At 66.9% G+C, this 18,399-nt stretch carries 14 protein-coding genes and 1 pseudogene; 4 read left to right on the top strand and 11 right to left on the bottom strand.

Features of this window, described 5'->3' with window-relative positions; all coding sequences use genetic code 11:
* Positions 1–60: 60 nt before the first annotated feature.
* From rocF to AC2FAN_RS06530, 8 genes and pseudogenes are all read right to left on the bottom strand, one after another.
* Positions 61–1,041: an arginase gene (gene rocF / locus AC2FAN_RS06565; RefSeq protein ID WP_265051673.1), complete on the bottom strand. Its 981-nt coding sequence runs from the start codon at positions 1,039–1,041 to the stop codon at positions 61–63.
* Positions 1,042–1,269: 228 nt separating this feature from the next.
* Positions 1,270–2,094 (bottom strand): iron uptake system protein EfeO, encoded by an 825-nt coding sequence (gene efeO, locus AC2FAN_RS06560; protein WP_485173148.1) that lies wholly within the window; start codon positions 2,092–2,094, stop codon positions 1,270–1,272.
* Position 2,095: 1 nt separating this feature from the next.
* Positions 2,096–3,418, bottom strand: a complete 1,323-nt coding sequence (gene efeB, locus AC2FAN_RS06555) for an iron uptake transporter deferrochelatase/peroxidase subunit (RefSeq protein ID WP_485173718.1) — start codon at positions 3,416–3,418, stop codon at positions 2,096–2,098.
* Positions 3,412–4,440, bottom strand: a complete 1,029-nt coding sequence (locus AC2FAN_RS06550; RefSeq protein ID WP_485173716.1) for a cupredoxin domain-containing protein — start codon at positions 4,438–4,440, stop codon at positions 3,412–3,414. The genes efeB and AC2FAN_RS06550 overlap by 7 nt, the downstream gene beginning before the upstream one ends.
* Positions 4,441–4,461: 21 nt before the next feature.
* A pseudogene (gene efeU, locus AC2FAN_RS06545) lies at positions 4,462–5,247 on the bottom strand (iron uptake transporter permease EfeU); the annotation flags it as partial.
* Between the two features lie 318 nt (positions 5,248–5,565).
* On the bottom strand, positions 5,566–6,948 hold the full coding sequence (locus AC2FAN_RS06540) for an aldehyde dehydrogenase family protein (RefSeq protein WP_485173147.1): 1,383 nt from the start codon (positions 6,946–6,948) through the stop codon (positions 5,566–5,568).
* 182 nt (positions 6,949–7,130) lie between these two features.
* Entirely contained in the window at positions 7,131–8,786 is a 1,656-nt protein-coding gene (locus AC2FAN_RS06535) for an acetolactate synthase large subunit (protein ID WP_485173146.1), read from the bottom strand.
* A 119-nt stretch (positions 8,787–8,905) separates the two neighbouring features.
* A complete protein-coding gene (locus AC2FAN_RS06530) occupies positions 8,906–9,694 on the bottom strand; it encodes a class II glutamine amidotransferase (protein WP_485173145.1) in 789 nt (262 codons plus the stop codon).
* A 290-nt stretch (positions 9,695–9,984) separates the two neighbouring features.
* Between AC2FAN_RS06530 and AC2FAN_RS06525 the strand changes: the two genes are divergently transcribed.
* The 3 genes from AC2FAN_RS06525 to AC2FAN_RS06515 all read left to right on the top strand — a co-directional run bounded on the left by AC2FAN_RS06525 (position 9,985) and on the right by AC2FAN_RS06515 (position 13,848).
* Positions 9,985–10,584, top strand: a complete 600-nt coding sequence (locus AC2FAN_RS06525) for a TRAP transporter small permease subunit (RefSeq protein WP_265051679.1) — start codon at positions 9,985–9,987, stop codon at positions 10,582–10,584.
* Between the two features lie 158 nt (positions 10,585–10,742).
* The gene (locus tag AC2FAN_RS06520) at positions 10,743–12,407 is read left to right on the top strand and encodes a TRAP transporter large permease (protein ID WP_442865053.1); all 1,665 of its coding nucleotides are present in this window, start codon (positions 10,743–10,745) and stop codon (positions 12,405–12,407) included.
* A 13-nt stretch (positions 12,408–12,420) separates the two neighbouring features.
* On the top strand, positions 12,421–13,848 hold the full coding sequence (locus AC2FAN_RS06515) for a sodium:proton antiporter (RefSeq protein WP_485173144.1): 1,428 nt from the start codon (positions 12,421–12,423) through the stop codon (positions 13,846–13,848).
* A 15-nt stretch (positions 13,849–13,863) separates the two neighbouring features.
* Here the strand turns inward: AC2FAN_RS06515 and AC2FAN_RS06510 are convergent, their stop codons facing one another.
* The 3 genes from AC2FAN_RS06510 to AC2FAN_RS06500 form a co-directional block, all read right to left on the bottom strand.
* The gene (locus tag AC2FAN_RS06510; protein WP_485173143.1) at positions 13,864–14,874 is read right to left on the bottom strand and encodes an Lnb N-terminal periplasmic domain-containing protein; all 1,011 of its coding nucleotides are present in this window, start codon (positions 14,872–14,874) and stop codon (positions 13,864–13,866) included.
* A gap of 36 nt (positions 14,875–14,910) precedes the next feature.
* Entirely contained in the window at positions 14,911–16,521 is a 1,611-nt protein-coding gene (locus tag AC2FAN_RS06505; RefSeq protein WP_265051681.1) for a phosphoenolpyruvate carboxykinase, read from the bottom strand.
* 265 nt (positions 16,522–16,786) lie between these two features.
* Positions 16,787–17,536 (bottom strand): HugZ family pyridoxamine 5'-phosphate oxidase, encoded by a 750-nt coding sequence (locus tag AC2FAN_RS06500; RefSeq protein ID WP_485173142.1) that lies wholly within the window; start codon positions 17,534–17,536, stop codon positions 16,787–16,789.
* Positions 17,537–17,677: 141 nt separating this feature from the next.
* Here AC2FAN_RS06500 and AC2FAN_RS06495 point away from each other — a divergent pair, with 141 nt between their 5' ends.
* Positions 17,678–18,379, top strand: a complete 702-nt coding sequence (locus tag AC2FAN_RS06495; protein WP_265051683.1) for a response regulator transcription factor — start codon at positions 17,678–17,680, stop codon at positions 18,377–18,379.
* Positions 18,380–18,399 lie beyond the last annotated feature (20 nt).

Raw genomic sequence — 18,399 nt, 5'->3', positions numbered from 1 at the left:
CAACCGCCGCATGCCCTGAAACCCCGTGCGCCCGCCGAGGCGCACGGTGTTTTTTTGGGCTCAGGCGGCGCCGATCGCGTTCGACGGCGTCTGGCGGTCGGTGATCTGCTGGCCGAACAGGCTGCCCGCCAGCTCGACGGCAAGCCGCGCCGTCTGTCCGCGATCGTCGAGGAAGGGGTTGAGCTCGACGATATCCATCGAGCGCACCAGCCCGGAATCGTGCAGCAGCTCCATCACGAGATGCGCCTCGCGATAGGTCGCTCCGCCCGGCACGGTGGTGCCGACGCCCGGCGCCAGCGGCGGGTCGAGGAAATCGACGTCGAACGAGACATGCAGCACGCCGTTGGCGGCCCGCACCTTCTCGATCACCTGGCGGATCAGGATGCCGACGCCATGCTCGTCGATGGCGCGCATGTCGGCGATGTCGACACCGCGGGCCTTCACCGCCGCCTTCTCGAGCGGGTCGATCGAGCGGATGCCGAACAGGCTGAGCTGCTCCGGCGTGATCGAGGCGCGCGGCTCGGCGCCGAGCAGGTCGTCGAGGCCGGCTTCGCCGCAGAGGAAGGCCGAGGACATGCCGTGCATGTTCCCGGAGGGTGAGATCGCAGGCATGTTGAAATCCGCGTGCGCGTCGAGCCAGAGCACGAAGAGCTTGCGGCCCTGCTCCTGCCAGTGCCTTGCCACGCCGTTGACCGAGCCCATCGACAGGCTGTGGTCGCCGCCGAGGAAGATCGGGGTGGCACCGGTGCGGGCGAGTTCATAGGCGCGGGCGCTCAGCGCGCGCATCCAGGCGGCGATCTCGTGGTAGAAGCGGGCATTCTCGGGCGCCGGGCCGTCGACGGCTCTGAGGTCGCGCGGCAGGATGTCCCCATGGTCCTCGACCGCATAGCCGAGCTCTTCCAGCACCGGCACGAGGCCGGCCGTGCGCAGGCCGGCCGGGCCCATCAGCGCGCCGCGGCGCGAGGCGCCGACCTCGATCGGGGCGCCGAGCAGGGCGATGCGGCCCTGGGAAGCGGGAGCGTTCGCGGAAGTGGCGGTCATGCTGGCGGTCCGTGAGTATGGTCTTGAAAGGGCGCTGCGCGCTGAATGCCCCGTCATTGGCGCATCGGGGCCTGCCTGTCGAGGCTCGCGCCTGCCTGACGATCTCGCCGTCATTCCAGGCTTACCCGAAATCCATCGTAGAGCGCGGTGTCCCGTGATGGATTCCGGATCGGCGCCGCTTGCGGCTTGTCCGGAATGACGGAGTCTTTCCGATGAAGGACGTATGCCCTAGCCGAGGCCGAGGACGCCGCGCAGCTTAGACAGGTCTTCGGCCAGCGTCGTGATCATCGCCGCGAGCGCCTTGCGGTCGGCCTCGCTCAGCTTGTCATAGGTCTCGAAGCCGCCATCCCCGAGCTTGTATTTCGCCAGCGTCTTGTCGACGGTCGCGAAATTCGCGTCGATCTTGGCCGCGAGCGCCTTGTCTTCCTTGGCGACGAGAGGGCGCAGCAGGTCGACGATGGTCTTGGCGCCGTCGACATTAGCCTGGAAGTCCCAGAGGTCGGTGTGGCTGTAGCGGTCCTCCTCACCGGAGATTTTGGTCGCCGCGACCTCCTCGATCAGCGCCGCCGCGCCGCCGACCATCTTGTCCGGCGGAACCGTCAGCCCCTTGATCCGGCCCTGCAGCTCGGTGACGTCAGCCAGCAGCTTGTCCGCGAAGGGGGCGAGGCCCTCCGTGCTGTTCCTGGCGAAGAGCCCGTATTCGATGCGGTGGAAGCCGGTGAACTCCGGGTCCTCCTCCTTCTTCTCATGGTCGTCGGCGCGCGAGTCGATGCTGCCGTCGAGATCGCTGAAGAGTTCGGCGATCGGCTCGATCTTCTCGTAGGAGACGCGCGTCGGCGCGTAGAGCGCCCTGGCCTTGGCGAGGTCGCCGGCCTTGACCGCATCGGTGAAGGTCTTGGTGTCCTTCACCAGCTGGTCGACGCCCTTCGAGACATAGATCTTGTACTCGGAGACCGGTGCCACGAGGTCGAGCGGCGAGGCGGCGAAGGCCGGGGCCGCTATGACGGTAGCGATCATGCCGGCGCCTGCCAGCCATGCGAAACGCAAGCTCATCCTAGTCTCCTGTCTTGCGGGGGGAAGTCGAAACCGATGCCGGGGCGATGCCGCGCGCGGCCGCGATCAATCCGGCGCCGAGATGGCTGGCGGCATCGGGCACGCCGGGCAGGGCGAAGAAATAGCCACCGCCGACCGGCTTGATGTATTCCTCCAGCGGCTCGCCATCGAGCCGCTTCTGCACGGCGATGAAGCTGCGCTCCAGATCCTGCTGGAAGCAGATGAAGAGCAGCCCCATGTCGAGCTGGCCGGCGCGGGTGACGCCGTTGGAGTAATTGAACGGACGCCGCAGCATCCGGCTGCCTTCCGTCTCCGGCCGGCGCGGATTGGCGAGCCGGATATGGGCGTCGAGCTTCGTGCGCTTGCCCTCGGGATCGTCGGCATAGGCGGGTTCGTCGTATTCGCGCCTGCCGCCGAACGGTGCGCCGCTCGCCTTCTCGCGGCCCATGATCGCTTCCTGCTCCCCAAGCGGCGTACGGTCCCAGCGCTCGACGAAGTTGCGGATGATCCGCACCGCCTGGTAGCTGCCGTCATGGGCCCATTCCGGCTCGCCCGAACCCGGTCGCACCCAGACGAGATGGTCCATCAGCGCCTTGTCGGTGGCGTCGGGGTTGGCGGTGCCGTCGCGGAAGCCGAGCAGGTTGCGCGCGCTTTCCGCCGGCTCTCCCGTTTTGGATTGGCGCACCGGCACCGTGCCTTCCTGCTTCCAGCGCAGCAGGAGCAGATCGGGAGCGTTCTTCAGGATGTCGCGGAGCGCATGGATGTTGGTGTCGGCGGTGTTGGCGCAAAATTGCAGCAGCAGGTCGCCATGGCAGAGCGCGCCGTCGAGCGCGTCGTTGCGGAAGCGCTTCATCCGCTGCAGGTGCTTCGGCCCGAGCGGGCCGAGGCTGAAGCGCTCGTCGAAGAGCGAAGCGCCGAGCGCCACGGTCACGGTGAGATTGTCCGGCGCGATGACGGGACCGAGGATGCCGCTATCCGGCGGCGGAAAGCCCGGATCGGCTGTTGGAGCCGGCCCGCCCTGCATCAGGAAGGCGATGCGTTCGGTGAGCAGCCGCAGGAGCCGTTCGAGCTCGTCGAGCGAGGTCGCGGTGACGTCGAAGGCGGCGATGAGCCCGGTCGCCGGGCGCGGCGTGACGATGCCGGATTGATGGACGCCGTGGAAGGGCTGGCGCTGGGCTGTGGAGTCGCTCTCGGGCGCCGTGGCCGGGTTCTGTGCCGGTTCCGTCGCCGCCTGCGCCAGCGAGGCGCCGCCGAACGCTGCCGCGCCCCCGGTCAGCAGCGATCGCCGCGAGGGCGAGAATCCTTTGTCCGGCCGGGTCACGATTTGCGCTCCGTTTCAGGCAGCGCGAGCGCCCGACGCATGGCCGCCAGATTTTCGGAGAGGGAGAGGATCGCGCCGCCCGGCTTGGCATCACCGGCAAGCGCGGCGAGATCGGCCTTCGTCCGTGCCGCCAGATCGGGGTCGATGCGCGCCGTCAGCAGCAAAAGCAACCGCGCGATGTCCCTTGCAGCGCTGATGCCCTCGGGCGTGACCGTGTCCGCGTCCTGAGGCGACAGGAGGGCGATCGCGCCGGCCAACATCGTGTCCGGCAGGATCGTGCGCCGGCCGAGTGCAGCGCGAAACGCCTCGGCGGCCTGCCTGATCTCCGCAGGAGCCGCCGCGGTATCTCCTGCGAGGGCGTCCTGCAGTTTTCCGTGGAGCGTTTCGAGTTCGGCATCGCCCGCTGTCGCCGGCCGCAAGCCGGGCAGTAGCGCGACGGCATCCCGGCGAGCCCTGTCGGCGCCCTGTGCATCGCCCGCGCTCTCAGCCTTATCGAGAGCGTCGAGTGCCGATCCGAGAGCGGCCGAGCGCTCGCTCAGGAAGGCGCGGTATTCGGCGGCCGGGCCGACCATGTCCATCAACGTCAGGGCCGGGCGTGGTTGGATCGTCGAGGCCTGCACGATCAATCGGCCGCGCGGTGCGCTGAGCAAACCGCAGGTGATGGCGTATTCGCCTGGATGCAATTGCGTCGTCAGCCGGCGCGATTGGCCCGGCGCGATGTTCTCGCGCTCCTCCAGCACCATGACGCCGTCCAAAATCTCCCATTCCAGCACGCGCTCGCCGCGATTGGTCACGACGAAGCTCGCCTTGCCGGCGGGAATGGTCAGCGTCGCCGGCTCGCAAGTCCGGTCGGTGATCGCGACCGCGATGTCGGTGGTTCCCGCTTCGGCCGCACGCCGGCTGCCGGTGGCCGCCGCATAGACGAAAGCGGTGACGCCGCCGCCGACCAGCAGCAAGGTGACGGTGCCGGCCAGCCTCAGGCGCGGCGAGCGCCGGATTTCGCGGCGCGGCGCGGCGGCTGCCATCTGCTCCCGCCGGCCGCCGGCGAGGAACAGGACGAGCATCGGGATCAGGAAGGCGAAATAGGCGATCACTTCGCCCAACGCCGCGCGCTCCTGATAACCGAAGAAGCCCGACAGAACCGCGCCCAGAGCGCTGTCGGCCGGCAGCACCGTGCCGAGGTCGTAGACGGGTTGCTGGAGTTGGTTCCAGATGCCGGCCTCGTGCAGGGAGCGCACGGCATTCGCCACGAGCCCGGCTGCGACGAACAGGATCAGGATGCCGGTCCAGCGGAAGAAGACGCGCAGGTTGAGCTTCACGCCGAGCGCGTAGATGGCGTAGCCGGCGACGACGGCGAGCAGGATGCCGAGCCCCGCGCCGAGCGCAGGCGCCCAGCCGCCGTTCTGCTGGAAGATCGCGAGCAGGAAGAAGATCGATTCCAGCCCCTCGCGCACCACGGCGAGGAAGGCGAGGCCGACCAGCGCGAGCCCCTGATGTTCGCCGGAAAGCGCCGCGTCGACGCCGGCCTGCAACTCGCCCTTGATCGAGCGCGCCGCCTTGCGCATCCAGAACACCATCGAGGTCAGCATCGCCGCCGCGATGAGGCCGACGACCGCCTCGAACAGCTCCTGCCCGCGCTGGGGCAGTTCGCCCGCGACGATGTCGAGCGCAGCACCCGCCGCGAGGCTCACCGCGCAGGCGAGGCCGACGCCCAGCCAGAGCGCCGGCAGCCATTCGCGCCGTCCGGTCCGCACCAGATAGCTCGCGACGATGCCGACGATCAGCGCGGCCTCGATGCCTTCGCGGAGCATGATGAGAAACGGTACGATCACGGCGAGCCAGGCCCGGTTGCGCGTCGCGATCAGGCTATTCGCGGCGCAGACGTCTTGTGCCTAGGCAGCCGCAACGCAGGGGTCAACCAAATCCTTATAGTTTGGAACGATCGTAATCTATAGAAGCTACGCCTGATACTTGAGGAAGCGCGACCAAGTCATGCTTTCCATGTGCTCCGCCTTCTGAAAAAGCCGCCGTCATTCCGGGCTTGGCCCGGAATCCATCATAGAGCGTCGGAGCCCTCCGATGGATTCCGGATCGGCGCCGCTTCGCGACTTGTCCGGAATGACGCCGAAACGCATGAGCCGAGCCCCACCTCAGCGTCGCTTCAGCAGGATCATCTTCTCCTGCGTCATGTCATGCATGGTGTAGGGGATGCCGCCCGTGCCGTAGCCCGAACTGCGCCGCCCGGCGAAGGGCATCCAGTCGGTGCGGAAGGTGGTGGGGTCGTTGACCATCACGGCGGAGGCATCGAGCCGGTTCGCGGCCCTCAGCGCAACGTCGATATCCTGCGCGAAGATGCTGGCCTGGAAGGCGACGGGCAGCGAGTTCGCCCGCGCGATGGCGTCGTCGAGCTCTCTGTAGCGGTAGATCGCGACGACCGGGCCGAAGACCTCCTCGGTGGAGATGCGGGCTTCCGCCGCCGGGTCGATCAGCACGGCCGGCTCCAATGTCGTCTCCGACAGGCGCTTGCCGCCGGTCGCGAGCCTGGCCCCGCCCTTCACCGCCTCGTCGATCCAGGACGCCACGCGGTCGGCCTCCTTCGGGATGATCAGCGGACCGACTTCGGTGTCCTTCAGCGTCGGGTCGCCGGTGCGCAGCTTCCTGACGCGCGCGACGAGCCGCTCGGTGAAGTCGTCGACGATGGCGTCGTGCACATAGATGCGCTGCGTCGACACGCAGACCTGGCCGGCATGGTAGTAGCCGCCCTTCACGATCGGCTCGATGATCGCGTCGAGATCGGCGCTCTTGTCGACGATCGCGGGCGCGACGCCGCCATGCTCCAGCGCAGAGCGGGCGCCATGAGCGAGCTTGGAGTGCAGGTACCAGCCGACCTTGGCCGAGCCGATGAAGCTGAGGAAGGCGATGCGCGGATCGGTGGCGAGCTTTTCCGCGAGCGCCGTCTCGGTCGGGACGAAGGTCTGGCACCAGGCTTCCGGCAGGCCGGCCTCATGCACCAGCTTGACGAAGTCGATGCAGGAGAGCGGCGTCGTGCCGGCCGGCTTGATGATGACCGGGCAGCCCACCGCGATAGCCGGCGCGACCTGGTGGACGATCAGGTTGAGCGGGTGGTTGAAGGCCGAAATCGCCGCGACGATGCCGATCGGCTCCTTGGTGGTGAAGGCCCAGCGGTCAGCCGCGGCGGCGGAGAGCCCCATCGGAATCTCGCGCCCGGCGAAGTTGCGCAATTCGTCGGCGGCATTGTTGACGCCGTCGACGGCGCGGTTCGCCTCGACGATCGCGTCGGGCAGCGGCTTGCCGCCCTCGCGCGCGATCTGCATGGCGAAATGGTCGCGCTTGGCTTCCAGCAGACCCGCCAGCTTGCGCAGGATCGCGATGCGCTGATGCGGTTTCAGCCAATTGTCGCGGTCCTTGAAGACCTCTTGCGCCGCCTTGAGCTTGCGTTCGAGCGCGGCTTCGTCGTCGGTCTCGATCTCGGTGATCGGGGCGCGGTCATAGGCTTGAACAACCTGAAGCATGGTTCTTTCTCCAGAATAAGACGTCTTGGCTTCTTCCTGCGAGCCCTCATCCTGAGGAGCCATTCCGACGGAATGGCGTCTCGAAGGATGCTCCATGAAGCTCCGGAACCGGCTGGAGCATCCTTCGAGACGCCGCGTGCCGCGGCTCCTCAGGATGAGGGCTGCCAGTTGGAGAAGGGCGTTTAGGCCAGATCGACGTCCGGCACCTTGTTGCGCAGTTCCTCGACGAGGACGCGCGTGTTCTCGGAATAGTCGATGGGGCAGTCGACGAGATGGACGCCGCCGCCCTTGAAGGCGGCCTCCAGCGTCGGCACCAGCGCCTCGGCAGAGGTCACGCGCGAGCCCTTCGCGCCATAGGCCTCGGCATAGCGCACGAAATCGGGGTTGCCGAAGGTCATGCCGTAATCGGGGAATTTGTCGACCGCCTGCTTCCAGCGGATCATGCCGTAGGCGCCGTCGTTGAGAACGAGGACGACGAGGTTGAGGCCGAGCCTCACCGCCGTCTCCATCTCCTGCGAGTTCATCATGAAGCCGCCATCGCCGCAGACGGCCATGACGCGCCGGCGCGGATGCAGCATCGCCGCCATCATCGCCGAGGGCAGGCCGGCGCCCATCGTCGCCAGCGCGTTGTCGAGCAGCAGCGTGTTGGCGACATGGGTGCGGTAGTTCCGCGCGAACCAGATCTTGTACATGCCGTTGTCGAGGCAGACGACGCCGTCCTCAGGCATCACCGCGCGCACGTCATGGACGAGCCGCTGCGGCGTCACGGGGAAGCGGTCCTCCTCGGCGCGGGCGTTGATCTTGGCCAGGATCTTCTGGCGCAGCTCCAGCATCTGCTTCTGCTCTGGCAGCTTGCCCTCGAGCCGGTCCGCCAGCGCGGTCACGGTCGCGCCGATATCGCCGATGACCTCGGCGTCGGGATGATAGACCTGTTCGACATTGGCCGACTGGTAGCCGACATGGATTACCTTCGGCCCCCCGGCATTGCGCATCAGGAAGGGCGGCTTCTCGATCGTGTCGTGGCCAACGGCGATGATAAGGTCGGCCAGCGCCACCGCCTCGTGGACATAGTCGCCCTCGGAGAGCGCGGCGGTGCCGATATAGAGGTTCGAGCCGCCGGTGACGGCGCCCTTGCCCATCTGGGTGTTGAAGAAGGGCAGGCCGGTCCGGCGCACGAAGGCGGAGAGGGGCTCGACGAGGCGCGGCCGGTTGCCGGCGGCGCCGATCATCACCAGCGGCCGCTTGGCGGCGAGGATCATCTCGGCCGCGCGGTCGAGCGGCACCGCAGAAGCGACCGGTTGGTCGAGCGGGTGCACCGGGATCAGCGGGATGTCCTCGATCTCCTCGGCGGCCACGTCCTCGGGCAGTTCGAGATGGACCGGCCCCGGCCGCTCCTCCATCGCGACGCGGAAGGCGTCACGTACCACCGAGGGAATGCTGGCAGGGCTGACGATCTGGCGCGTCATCTTGGTCAGCGGGCGCATCGAAGCGACGACGTCGACGATCTGGAAGCGCGCCTGCTTGGCCGTCATGATCGCCTTCTGCCCGGTGATCAGGATCATCGGCATAGCGCCGAGATGGGCATAGGCCGCGCCGGTCGAGAAGTTGAGGGCGCCGGGGCCGAGCGTCGCGATGCAGACGCCGGGCTTGCCGGTCAGGCGGCCATGCGTGGCGGCCATGAAGGCGGCAGCCTGTTCATGCCGCGTCAGCACCAGCTCGATCTTCGATTTGCGCAGCGATTCGACGACGTCGAGATTCTCCTCGCCGGGAACGCCGAAGACGCGATCGACGCCCTCGTTCTCGAGCGCCTCGACCAGAAGATCGGAACCCTTCTTCATTGTCCGTCGCCTTTCCGTGGAAGCGGCCTCGCCTGAACGGCAAGGCTAGGCGTTCGACGTAGGAAGGCAACAGCGCAGCCGTCAGGCCGCCCAGCGCATGGCCGTTCTGCCGGGTGGTTTCAGGCCGCCTGCCGCAAGCCGACGAGGAAAGGCGACAACGTCACATCGCGGCCCTGCACCGTGACCAGCGTGTTGCAGGGCAGGGCCTGCCAGCATTCGCGGGCGGCATCGACCGGCTCCGAGGCGACGACGACGCTGTCGGGCCGTGCGCAGACATACAGGCTCGGCGGCTTGCTGTCGGAGGACCAGCGCACGGCATGGATCATCTCGCCATCCGCCAGTGCAGCCGCACAGCGCAGCGGCTCGCGCGTTCCGGCTTGTTCCATCAGGGCGAGCACGTCGGAGAGCGCGGCGGCGAGCGCCTCGCCCGGCGCCATGCCGTCGGCAATATGGGCCAGGACAAGCAGGAAGAGCGCTTCGGAATCGGTCGTGCCGGCGCGGACGCCGTAGAGGGAATCCGGGATCAGGGCCTCGAGGCGCCTGCGGATCAGGCCGTAGCCGCCGATCTGGCCGTTATGCATGAAGAGGTAGCGGTCATGGACGAAGGGGTGGCAGTTCGCGCGCGTCGTCGCGGTGCCCGTGGCCGCCCTGACATGGGCGAAGAACAGGTGCGAGCGCACCTGCCGCGCGATCGAAAGCAGGTTCTCGTCCGACCAGGCCGGCCTGACCTCGCGGTACTGCCCGGGCTCGGGCCGCTCGCCATACCAGCCGACGCCGAAGCCGTCGCCATTCGTTCCGGTCTTGGCTTCCTCGGCGTGGAGCGACTGGTGGATCAGCGAATGGCAAGGCGAGGCGACGAAGTCCTCGAGAAAGACGGGGGCGCCTGAATAGGCGAGGAAACGGCACATCTCGGCCTCGAATCAGCCGGGTGGAAACGATCGAAGGGAATATTGTTCTCTGAATATGAATGCAGACATAACGAATTTTCTAGCGGCCGTTGGCCCGGACGACGAATGCGCCGCATTCTGTGGCGCGAAAATGGGCAGCCGCGCGGGTCCGCCTTTCGTCCAAGGGATAAGAGCCGCATAGTCTTGCGTGGCACGCACCGCTCCTATACCGATCCTGCCCGTAAACAGCGCATAATCACTGCCCGGAACGATGTATCCGGCGCGTAGCGCCTCTCGACGGGAGCGGGAATGTGAAGGGCCTCCTTGCAGTCAGCCGGGTCATCGACGCGGTCAATGGCTTCATCGGCAGAAAAGTCGCCTGGCTGATCCTTGCGGCAGTGATCGTCGCGACGGTCAACGCGATCATCCGCAAGGTCTTTAACGTCTCGTCGAACGCCTGGCTCGAACTGCAATGGATGCTGTTCGGCGCGGTCTTCCTGATGTGTGCCTCCTGGACGCTGCAGGTGAAGGAGCACATCCGCATCGACATCGTGAACAGCATGCTGCCGCAGCGCGTGCGCCAGTGGATCGAGCTGCTCGGCCACATCTTCTTCCTGATGCCGTTCTGCCTGCTGATCGTCTACCATTCCTGGCCGTTCTTCCTGCGTTCCTACGCCATCAACGAGCAGTCGCTCTCGGCCGGCGGCCTGCCGCAATGGCCGGCCAAGGGGCTCGTCCTGGTCGGCTTCGTGATGCTGACCTTCCAGGGCATCTCCGAGATCATCAAGCAGGTCGCGATCATCCGCGGCGATCTGGAGGATGCCGAGGTCGCCCTGGGTCACGCTGCGGCGGCCGAGGCGGAAGCCCAGCGTCTGCTCGAACAAGCCAAGGAACAGGGCCTCGCTTCGTGAGCGGCCCGCAAGAAGTCCGGAACCGTCCCATGCACGCTCATCGCCTCTCGCGCGCCGCCGGCCTGCTGCTCGCGCTCACGATCCTCGCCTTCTTCAGCCTCCACACCGGCGACGCCTATGCGGCGGGCGGCGGCATCGGCGACTTCCTGCGCGTCAACATGGCGCCGGTGATGTTCGCCGCGCTCGTGGTCTTCCTGCTGCTCGGCTATCCCGTCGCCTTCGCGCTGGCCGCCAACGGCCTGCTCTTCGCGCTGGTCGGCATCGAGCTCGGACTGTTCCAGGAGAACTTCCTGCAGGCGCTGCCGGAACGCATCTACGGCACGATGAACAACGACGTGCTGCTGGCGATCCCGTTCTTCACCTTCATGGGCCTGATCCTCGAGCGCTCCGGAATGGCGGAGGACCTGCTCGACACCATCGGCCAGCTCTTCGGGCCCGTGCGCGGTGGCCTCGCCTATGCGGTGATCTTCGTCGGCGCGCTGCTCGCGGCCACCACCGGCGTCGTCGCGGCTTCCGTGATCTCGATGGGCCTGATCTCGCTGCCGATCATGCTGCGCTACGGCTACGACCGGCGCCTTGCCTCCGGCGTCATCGCGGCCTCGGGCACGCTCGCCCAGATCATTCCGCCCTCGCTCGTCCTGATCGTGTTGGCCGACCAGCTCGGCCGCTCCGTCGGCGACATGTATGAGGGCGCCTTCATCCCCGGCCTCGTGCTGGCCGGTCTCTATGCCGGCTATGTCTTCATCATCACGATGATCGCGCCTTCGCGCGCGCCGGGCCTGCCGCCGGAGGCGCAGACGCTGCGCGACGCCGACGGCCAGACGCGCCGGCTCTCGCTGCTCGTCATCACCATCCTCTCCTTCGCCATCGCCTACGCCTATATGAAGCTGTTCACCAAGGTGACGGCGGGCTCCGACTTCGTCGTGCTGACGATGTCGATCGCGGTCGGCGTGTCCTTCGTCATCGCGCTGCTCAACAAGCTTCTCGGCCTCAAGCTGCTCTCGCGCATGGCCGAGCAGGTGGTGTTCGTGATGGTGCCGCCGCTGGCGCTGATCTTCCTCGTGCTCGGCACGATCTTCATCGGCGTCGCCACGCCGACGGAGGGCGGCGCGATGGGCGCGGCTGGCGCGATCCTGCTCGCCTGGGGCAAGAAGCGGATGACCTTCGACCTGCTCCGGCAGGCGGTCGAATCGACGGCCAAGCTCTCGTCCTTCGTGCTCTTCATCCTGGTCGGCGCGCGCGTCTTCTCGCTGACCTTCTACGGCGTCAACGGCCATGTCTGGGTCGAGCATCTGCTGGTCGGGCTGCCCGGCGGGGCGACGGGCTTCCTGATCGTCGTCAACGTGATGGTCTTCCTGCTCGCCTTCTTCCTCGACTTCTTCGAGCTCGCCTTCATCATCGTGCCGCTGCTCGGCCCCGCGGCGGAGAAGCTCGGCATCGACCTGATCTGGTTCGGCGTCATCCTCGGCGTGAACATGCAGACCTCGTTCATGCACCCGCCCTTCGGCTTCGCCCTGTTCTTCCTGCGCTCGGTCGCGCCGAAGAACCCCTACAAGGACAAGGTCACCGGCAAGATGATGGAGCCCGTCACCACCGGCCAGATCTATTGGGGCGCCGTGCCTTTCGTGGTGATCCAGTGCATCATGGTCGCGCTGGTCGTGCTCTTCCCGCAGATGGTCATGCACTATAAGGCCTCCGCCATTCAGCTCGACCAGAAGGCGATCGACAAGCAGTTCGACTCGATCCAGATCCCCGGTCTCGGCGGTCCGGGTGGCTTCGACTTCAACGCGCCGCCGTCGATCGGCGCGCCGCCCAAGCCGTAAGGCAGGCTGCGCCATGGGGGCTGTCGTCGGTCGAGGGGTCGCCGCGATCCTGGTCGCCGCCTCGGCGATGGCGCCTGCCAGTGCCTGGGCGGCGGGCGATATCGGCGGGGCGACGATGGGCGGCGGCTGGGCACTGCCCTTCGCCGGCATGCTGCTCTCGATCGCGCTCGGTCCCGTGCTGTTCCCGCATCTCTGGGAGCTGCACTACGGCAAGTTCGCGGCCTTCTGGGCCCTGCTCACGCTGGTGCCGCTGGTGCTGCTGCGGGGGCTCGATCCGGCGCTCGGCGCGCTGCTCCATACCGCGCTGCTCGACTACGTCCCCTTCATCATCCTGCTCTTCGCGCTGTTCACGATCGCGGGCGGCATCCTGATCTCCGGCAATCTGCACGGCACGCCGCTGACCAACACGGTGCTGCTCGCGATCGGCACCGTGCTGGCGAGCTTCGTCGGCACGACGGGCGCCTCGATCATCATGATCCGGCCGGTGCTGCGCGCCAATGACGCCCGGCGCTTCAACGTCCATGTCGTCGTCTTCTTCATCTTCCTCGTCTCGAACATCGGCGGCTCGCTGACGCCGCTCGGCGACCCGCCGCTCTTCCTCGGCTTCCTGCGCGGCGTCGACTTCTTCTGGACGACGACGCATCTGCTCCCCGGGACCGGCTTCGGGGTCGTCGTGCTGCTGGCGCTGTTCTACGCGCTCGACAACTGGTTCTTCCGCAAGGAGGAAGGCGCTCCGAAGCTCAAGGACCCGACGCCGGACCGGGCCATCAAGCTCTGGGGCAAGGTCAATATCCTGCTGCTGGGCGGCGTCATCGCCGCGATCCTGATGTCGGCCAACTGGAAGCCGGGCGTCGCCTTCACCGCGCATGGCGTGCCGGTCGAGGGGCAGAACCTGCTCCGCGATGTGATCCTGCTCGTCCTTGCCGGCCTCTCGCTCCGGCTGACGCCGAAACCGGTCCGCGCCGGCAACGAGTTCAGCTGGGGGCCGATCAAGGAGGTCGCCAAGCTCTTCGCCGGCATCTTCGTCTGCATCATCCCGGTGCTGGCGATGCTGCAGGCGGGCCGCGAGGGCGCCTTCGCGCCACTGGTCGGCCTCGTCACCAACGCCGACGGCAGCGCCAACACGACCGCTTATTTCTGGCTGACCGGTGCGCTCTCCTCGTTTCTCGACAACGCGCCTACCTATCTCGTCTTCTTCGAACTGGCGGGCGGCGATGCCAGGGAGCTGATGACCAGCGGCGCTCTGACCTTGGCAGCCATCTCGGCCGGTGCCGTCTTCATGGGCGCGAACAGCTATATCGGCAATGCGCCGAACTTCATGGTCTATGCCATCGCCAAGGACCGCAAGGTCGCGATGCCCAGCTTCTTCGGCTACATGCTCTGGTCGGGCGCGATCCTGATCCCGCTGTTCGTGGTGCTGACCTTCCTGTTCTTCAGATAGGTCGCGGCGCTGGCGCTATGGCCGCCCGGCAGGAACGCCTTCCCTGATCTTCGCGGAGAATAGCGGGTCGTCGAGCGAGAGCGTGCGCGCGTGGTCTCCGATGCGGGCAAGGCGCACAAGCTCGTCGAGCGGGATGTCCTGCCGGATCGCGCCGATCTGCTGGAGATAGCCCGGCAGGTATCCGGAGAGCAGGACGCGCGGATCGAGCGGCAGCGAGAATTTCCAGCCCGGCGCGACGCTGCCGACGAGGTGGTAGACCACGGTCGTGCAGTTGGTCGTCAGCGTGTTGTACCAGCGCGGCTTGGCCGCGAGGTCGTTGATATCCGCGATGTAGGCGAGCAACAGGTCGCGCGCCTGTGTAGCCGAGGCGCTGAGGCGGAAGAGGCGGGCATCCTCGCGCCGGGCATGGGTGCGCAGCCCGACGATGTCGCGCTCGTCTGCGGCCACATAGGCCATCTCGTAGCTGCGGAAGAAGCCGGCGAGAGCAGACCAGTCCTCGCCCTTCTCGCGGCGCACCTCGATCGAGAAGGTCAGCGGCACCGAATCCGAGAAGGTGAAGCTGACCAGGAGATGCGCGATCGCCTCGCCCGACCAATAGGTCAGGAAGACGTCGGCGCCGGTGATCGCTGCGAAGTTGTAGCGGCGCGTCTCCCAGCGCTGGTCGTAGTCCTCCTCCGTGCGCCAGCGGAAATGGCGCAGGTTCGAGACGGTCAGCGCATCGCCCTCGCGCGCGATCGTCGGCAAACGCGCGAGTTCGGGAATCCAGTCGCGGTCATGCGAGGGCTGGAAGCTGTTCCACCAGGAGAGCAGGCCGACGAAGACCATGACGAAGCCGAGCGGCAGGCGCGCGTCGCTCGTCCAGACGCCGACGAGGCCGGCCAGTGCCGCGATGCCGAAGCCGATCGCCGCGACGATCGCCATCGCGCCCGAAAGGCGGAACAGCAGGAAGCCCGCGCCCCAAAGCGCGGCGGCGAGGATGGCGAGGGTCAGGAGGAGCTTCAGCACAATCAAAAAGAGGCGGCCCATGGCCGCCTCTCGTAGCACAGGCCTGCGGCCTTGGCGTCAGGCCGCGAGGTAATTTGTCGGGGCCGCCGCCTTCACCGCATCGTCGACATGGTCCTCGAACTTGGCGAAGTTCTTGGCGAACATGCCGACGAGGTTTTTAGCGGTCTCGGCGAAGGCTGCTTTGTCGGCCCAGGTCTTCACCGGGTAGAGGATGTGCGGCTCGACGCCGGGCACCGAGCTCGGCACCGCGAAGCCGAAATAGGGGTCGCGGCGGAAATCGGCGCGGTTCAGCGAACCGTCGAGCGCAGCCGAGAGCAGGCGGCGCGTCACGCGGATCGGCATGCGCCGGCCGGTGCCGTATTGGCCGCCGGTCCAGCCGGTGTTCACCAGCCAGCAATCGACATGGTGCTTGTCGATGAAGTCGCGCAGCAGATTGGCGTATTCGGAAGGGTGCCGCGGCAGGAAGGGCGAGCCGAAGCAGGTCGAGAACTCGGGCTCGACGCCGGTGAGGCCGCGTTCCGTGCCGGCAACCTTGGCGGTGTAGCCGGAGAGGAAGTGATACATCGCCTCGGCCGGGGTCAGCTTGGCGATCGGCGGCATCACGCCGAAGGCGTCGGCCGTGAGCATCACGATGTTCTTCGGGATGCCGGCGCGGCCGGTGCGCGAGGCGTTGGGGATGAAGTCGAGCGGATAGGCCGAGCGGGTGTTCTCGGTCTTCGACTGATCGTCGAAATCGACCTCGCGCGTCACCTTATCGAGCACGACGTTCTCCAGCACCGTGCCGAAGCGCAGCGAGGCGGCGTGGATCTGCGGCTCGGCCTCGGCCGAGAGGCGGATCGTCTTGGCGTAGCAGCCGCCCTCGAAGTTGAAGATGCCTTCCTTCGACCAGCCATGCTCGTCGTCGCCGATCAGGGTGCGGTCGGGATCGGCGGAGAGCGTCGTCTTGCCGGTGCCGGAGAGGCCGAAGAAGATCGCGGAATCGTCCTTGGGTCCGACATTGGCCGAGCAGTGCATCGGCACCACGCCCTTGGTCGGCAGGACGTAGTTCAGATAGGTGAAGACCGACTTCTTCATCTCGCCGGCATAGGCGGAGCCGCCGATCAGCACGATCTTGCGGGTGAAGTCGATGGCGATCACGGTCTCGCTGCGGCAGCCATGGCGCTTCGGATCGGCCCGGAAGCTCGGCAGATCGACGATCGTCATCTCCGGAACGTAGGCGGCGATCTCGTCGCGCGCCGGGCGGATCAGCAGGTTGCGGATGAAGAGCGAGTGCCAGGCCATCTCGGTATAGACCCGCGCCTTGACCCGGTGAACCGGGTCGGCGCCGCCATAGAGGTCCTGCGCGAACAGCTCCTTGCCCTCGGCATGGGCCAGGAAGTCGGCGAGCAGGGTCTCGAAATGCTCGGGGCTCAGCGCATTGTTGTTGTCCCACCAGACGGTGTTCTCGGTCAGCGCGTCGCGCACCGTGAACTTGTCCTTGGGCGAGCGGCCGGTATGCGTGCCGGTGTCGGCGCAGAGCGCGCCGCCGCGTGCGAGCCGGGATTCGCTCCGGCTCAGCGACTCCTCGTAGAGCTGTGGCGCTTCGAGATTCCAGTGCACGGCCTTGAGCTTGCGGAAGCCGAAGCCCTCGGCACCATGGGCGGCATTGAACTGACCGATCGTGTCCACTGAATTCCTCCAAGGCCGGCCGTTGCTGTGGGCGGCCCATTGTCGAAACGAATACGCCGGGCCGGCGGAAGGCCCGGGCGTCGAGGCGGAGGCCATGAGGCCTTGCCCGGTCTTTAGAGCCATGATGCCTCAGGCTCAAGTCATTGGAAAAGCCCGGCCTCTTCGGATGTTTTGCTAAATCGATTGAAAGTCGACTGTGGTAAATCCCCGGATCGTGCCGGGCGGGCATGATACGGTCGGCGACCCGCCTTGGCCCACGGCACCGTCAGGCGGCCTGCGCCCGCGCCTTGCCTGCGAGTTCTCCGAGAATCCGGCGCAGGGCCCCAGGGCCGTCGACGGAGGCAGGGAAGGGCAGGCGCAGCGCGGCGCTGCCCAGCGCCATGTCGAGTCCGTCCGGGTCGAGGCCGATGGCGCGCCAGTTGCCCGCCTTCGCGCCGAGAAGCCGCGTCGCATAGAGCCCTATCGCCTTGTGATCCTCGTTCATGTGCTCGACCGCGCCTTCCTCGACATCGGCGAGGGCGGCCGCATGGGCCGGATCGCTCATGAGATCGGCGGGGGAGGGCGCATAGGCCCGGGCGAAGCCGCCATTGAGACTGACGCCCTCGATCGCCAGGGCAAAGAAGCTGAAATCGGGGAAATCGGCGTAAAGCGCGGATTTCGGCTGGCGCGCCAGATAGCGGCGGCGAATGCGGACGCCCTCCGGTGCCTCGCGGTCGATCTTGCGGGCGCTGACCTTCAGGGTGAGGCGGGCATGGGCGAGCGGGTCGCCCTTGCCGCCGGGCGAGATCAGCAGCGAGGCGCGGGGATCGGCGGCGAGGTTGCGGGTATGGGCGGCGAGGCCTGAGATCAGGATGACGGGCGCGCCGTCGATGTCGGTGGCGAGCCCGACCAGGCTCGCCGAGGGGTAGCCGTCCGGCCCGATCGTGGCCAGCGTGGCCGAGCGCGCACCGCGCAAGAGCCCCTTGGCCTCGCCGCGAACGGCATCGTCCATCGGCTGGATCACGTCTTTGGCCATGGAACCTCTCTTCGGTTTTCGGCTTGTGATACGGGGACATAGGCAAATCGCCACGCTCGGGCTAGATTGCCGCCACGCTTTGGCCTCTCTCGCACGAGAGTGAGCAGATTTATTGCAACGAGCCGAAGAGGCCTTTGACTTATGCCAACGATTGCGCTGGTCGACGACGACCGCAACATCCTGACGTCGGTTTCCATCGCCCTCGAAGCGGAGGGCTATCGCATCATGACCTATACGGACGGCGCCTCCGCTCTCGACGGGCTGAAGCAGAACCCGCCCGACCTCGCGATTTTCGACATCAAGATGCCGCGGATGGACGGCATGGAGCTGCTGCGCCGCCTGCGCCAGAAGTCAGACCTGCCCGTGATCTTCCTGACGTCGAAGGACGAGGAGATCGACGAGTTATTCGGCCTGAAGATGGGCGCCGACGACTTTATCCGGAAGCCGTTCTCGCAGCGCCTGCTGGTCGAGCGCGTCAAGGCCATCCTGCGCCGCGCCGGTGCCAAGGACGCGACCGCGACCCCACGGGCCGAGGACGCCAAGGCGCTGGAGCGCGGCCTGCTGCGTATGGACCCCGAGCGCCATACCTGCACCTGGAAGGGCGAGCCGGTCACGCTCACCGTCACCGAGTTCCTGATCCTGCAGTCGCTGGCGCAGCGCCCCGGCGTGGTGAAGAGCCGCAACGCCCTGATGGATGCGGCTTATGACGACGAGGTCTATGTCGACGACCGCACCATCGACAGCCACATCAAGCGCCTGCGCAAGAAGTTCAACCAGGTCGATGTCGATTTCGACATGATCGAGACGCTCTACGGCGTGGGCTATCGCTTCAAGGAAGTCTGAGGCAAGGAAGGCTGGGGATT

It is taken from the genome of Allobosea sp. RIT-PG3_2, assembly GCF_057321085.1.
This window is presented reverse-complemented; position numbering and strand designations above follow the sequence as displayed.

What these genes read in the sequence shown, in the direction of transcription:
- rocF (WP_265051673.1), bottom strand. Translation starts at nt 1,041, where the DNA reads ATGACCGCCACTTCCGCGAACGCTCCCGCTTCCCAGGGCCGCATCGCC.
- efeO (WP_485173148.1), bottom strand. Translation starts at nt 2,094, where the DNA reads ATGAGCTTGCGTTTCGCATGGCTGGCAGGCGCCGGCATGATCGCTACC.
- AC2FAN_RS06550 (WP_485173716.1), bottom strand. Translation starts at nt 4,440, where the DNA reads ATGGCAGCCGCCGCGCCGCGCCGCGAAATCCGGCGCTCGCCGCGCCTG.
- AC2FAN_RS06540 (WP_485173147.1), bottom strand. Translation starts at nt 6,948, where the DNA reads ATGCTTCAGGTTGTTCAAGCCTATGACCGCGCCCCGATCACCGAGATC.
- AC2FAN_RS06535 (WP_485173146.1), bottom strand. Translation starts at nt 8,786, where the DNA reads ATGAAGAAGGGTTCCGATCTTCTGGTCGAGGCGCTCGAGAACGAGGGC.
- AC2FAN_RS06530 (WP_485173145.1), bottom strand. Translation starts at nt 9,694, where the DNA reads ATGTGCCGTTTCCTCGCCTATTCAGGCGCCCCCGTCTTTCTCGAGGAC.
- AC2FAN_RS06520 (WP_442865053.1), top strand. Translation starts at nt 10,743, where the DNA reads ATGGCGCCGGTGATGTTCGCCGCGCTCGTGGTCTTCCTGCTGCTCGGC.
- AC2FAN_RS06515 (WP_485173144.1), top strand. Translation starts at nt 12,421, where the DNA reads ATGGGGGCTGTCGTCGGTCGAGGGGTCGCCGCGATCCTGGTCGCCGCC.
- AC2FAN_RS06510 (WP_485173143.1), bottom strand. Translation starts at nt 14,874, where the DNA reads ATGGGCCGCCTCTTTTTGATTGTGCTGAAGCTCCTCCTGACCCTCGCC.
- AC2FAN_RS06500 (WP_485173142.1), bottom strand. Translation starts at nt 17,536, where the DNA reads ATGGCCAAAGACGTGATCCAGCCGATGGACGATGCCGTTCGCGGCGAG.
- AC2FAN_RS06495 (WP_265051683.1), top strand. Translation starts at nt 17,678, where the DNA reads ATGCCAACGATTGCGCTGGTCGACGACGACCGCAACATCCTGACGTCG.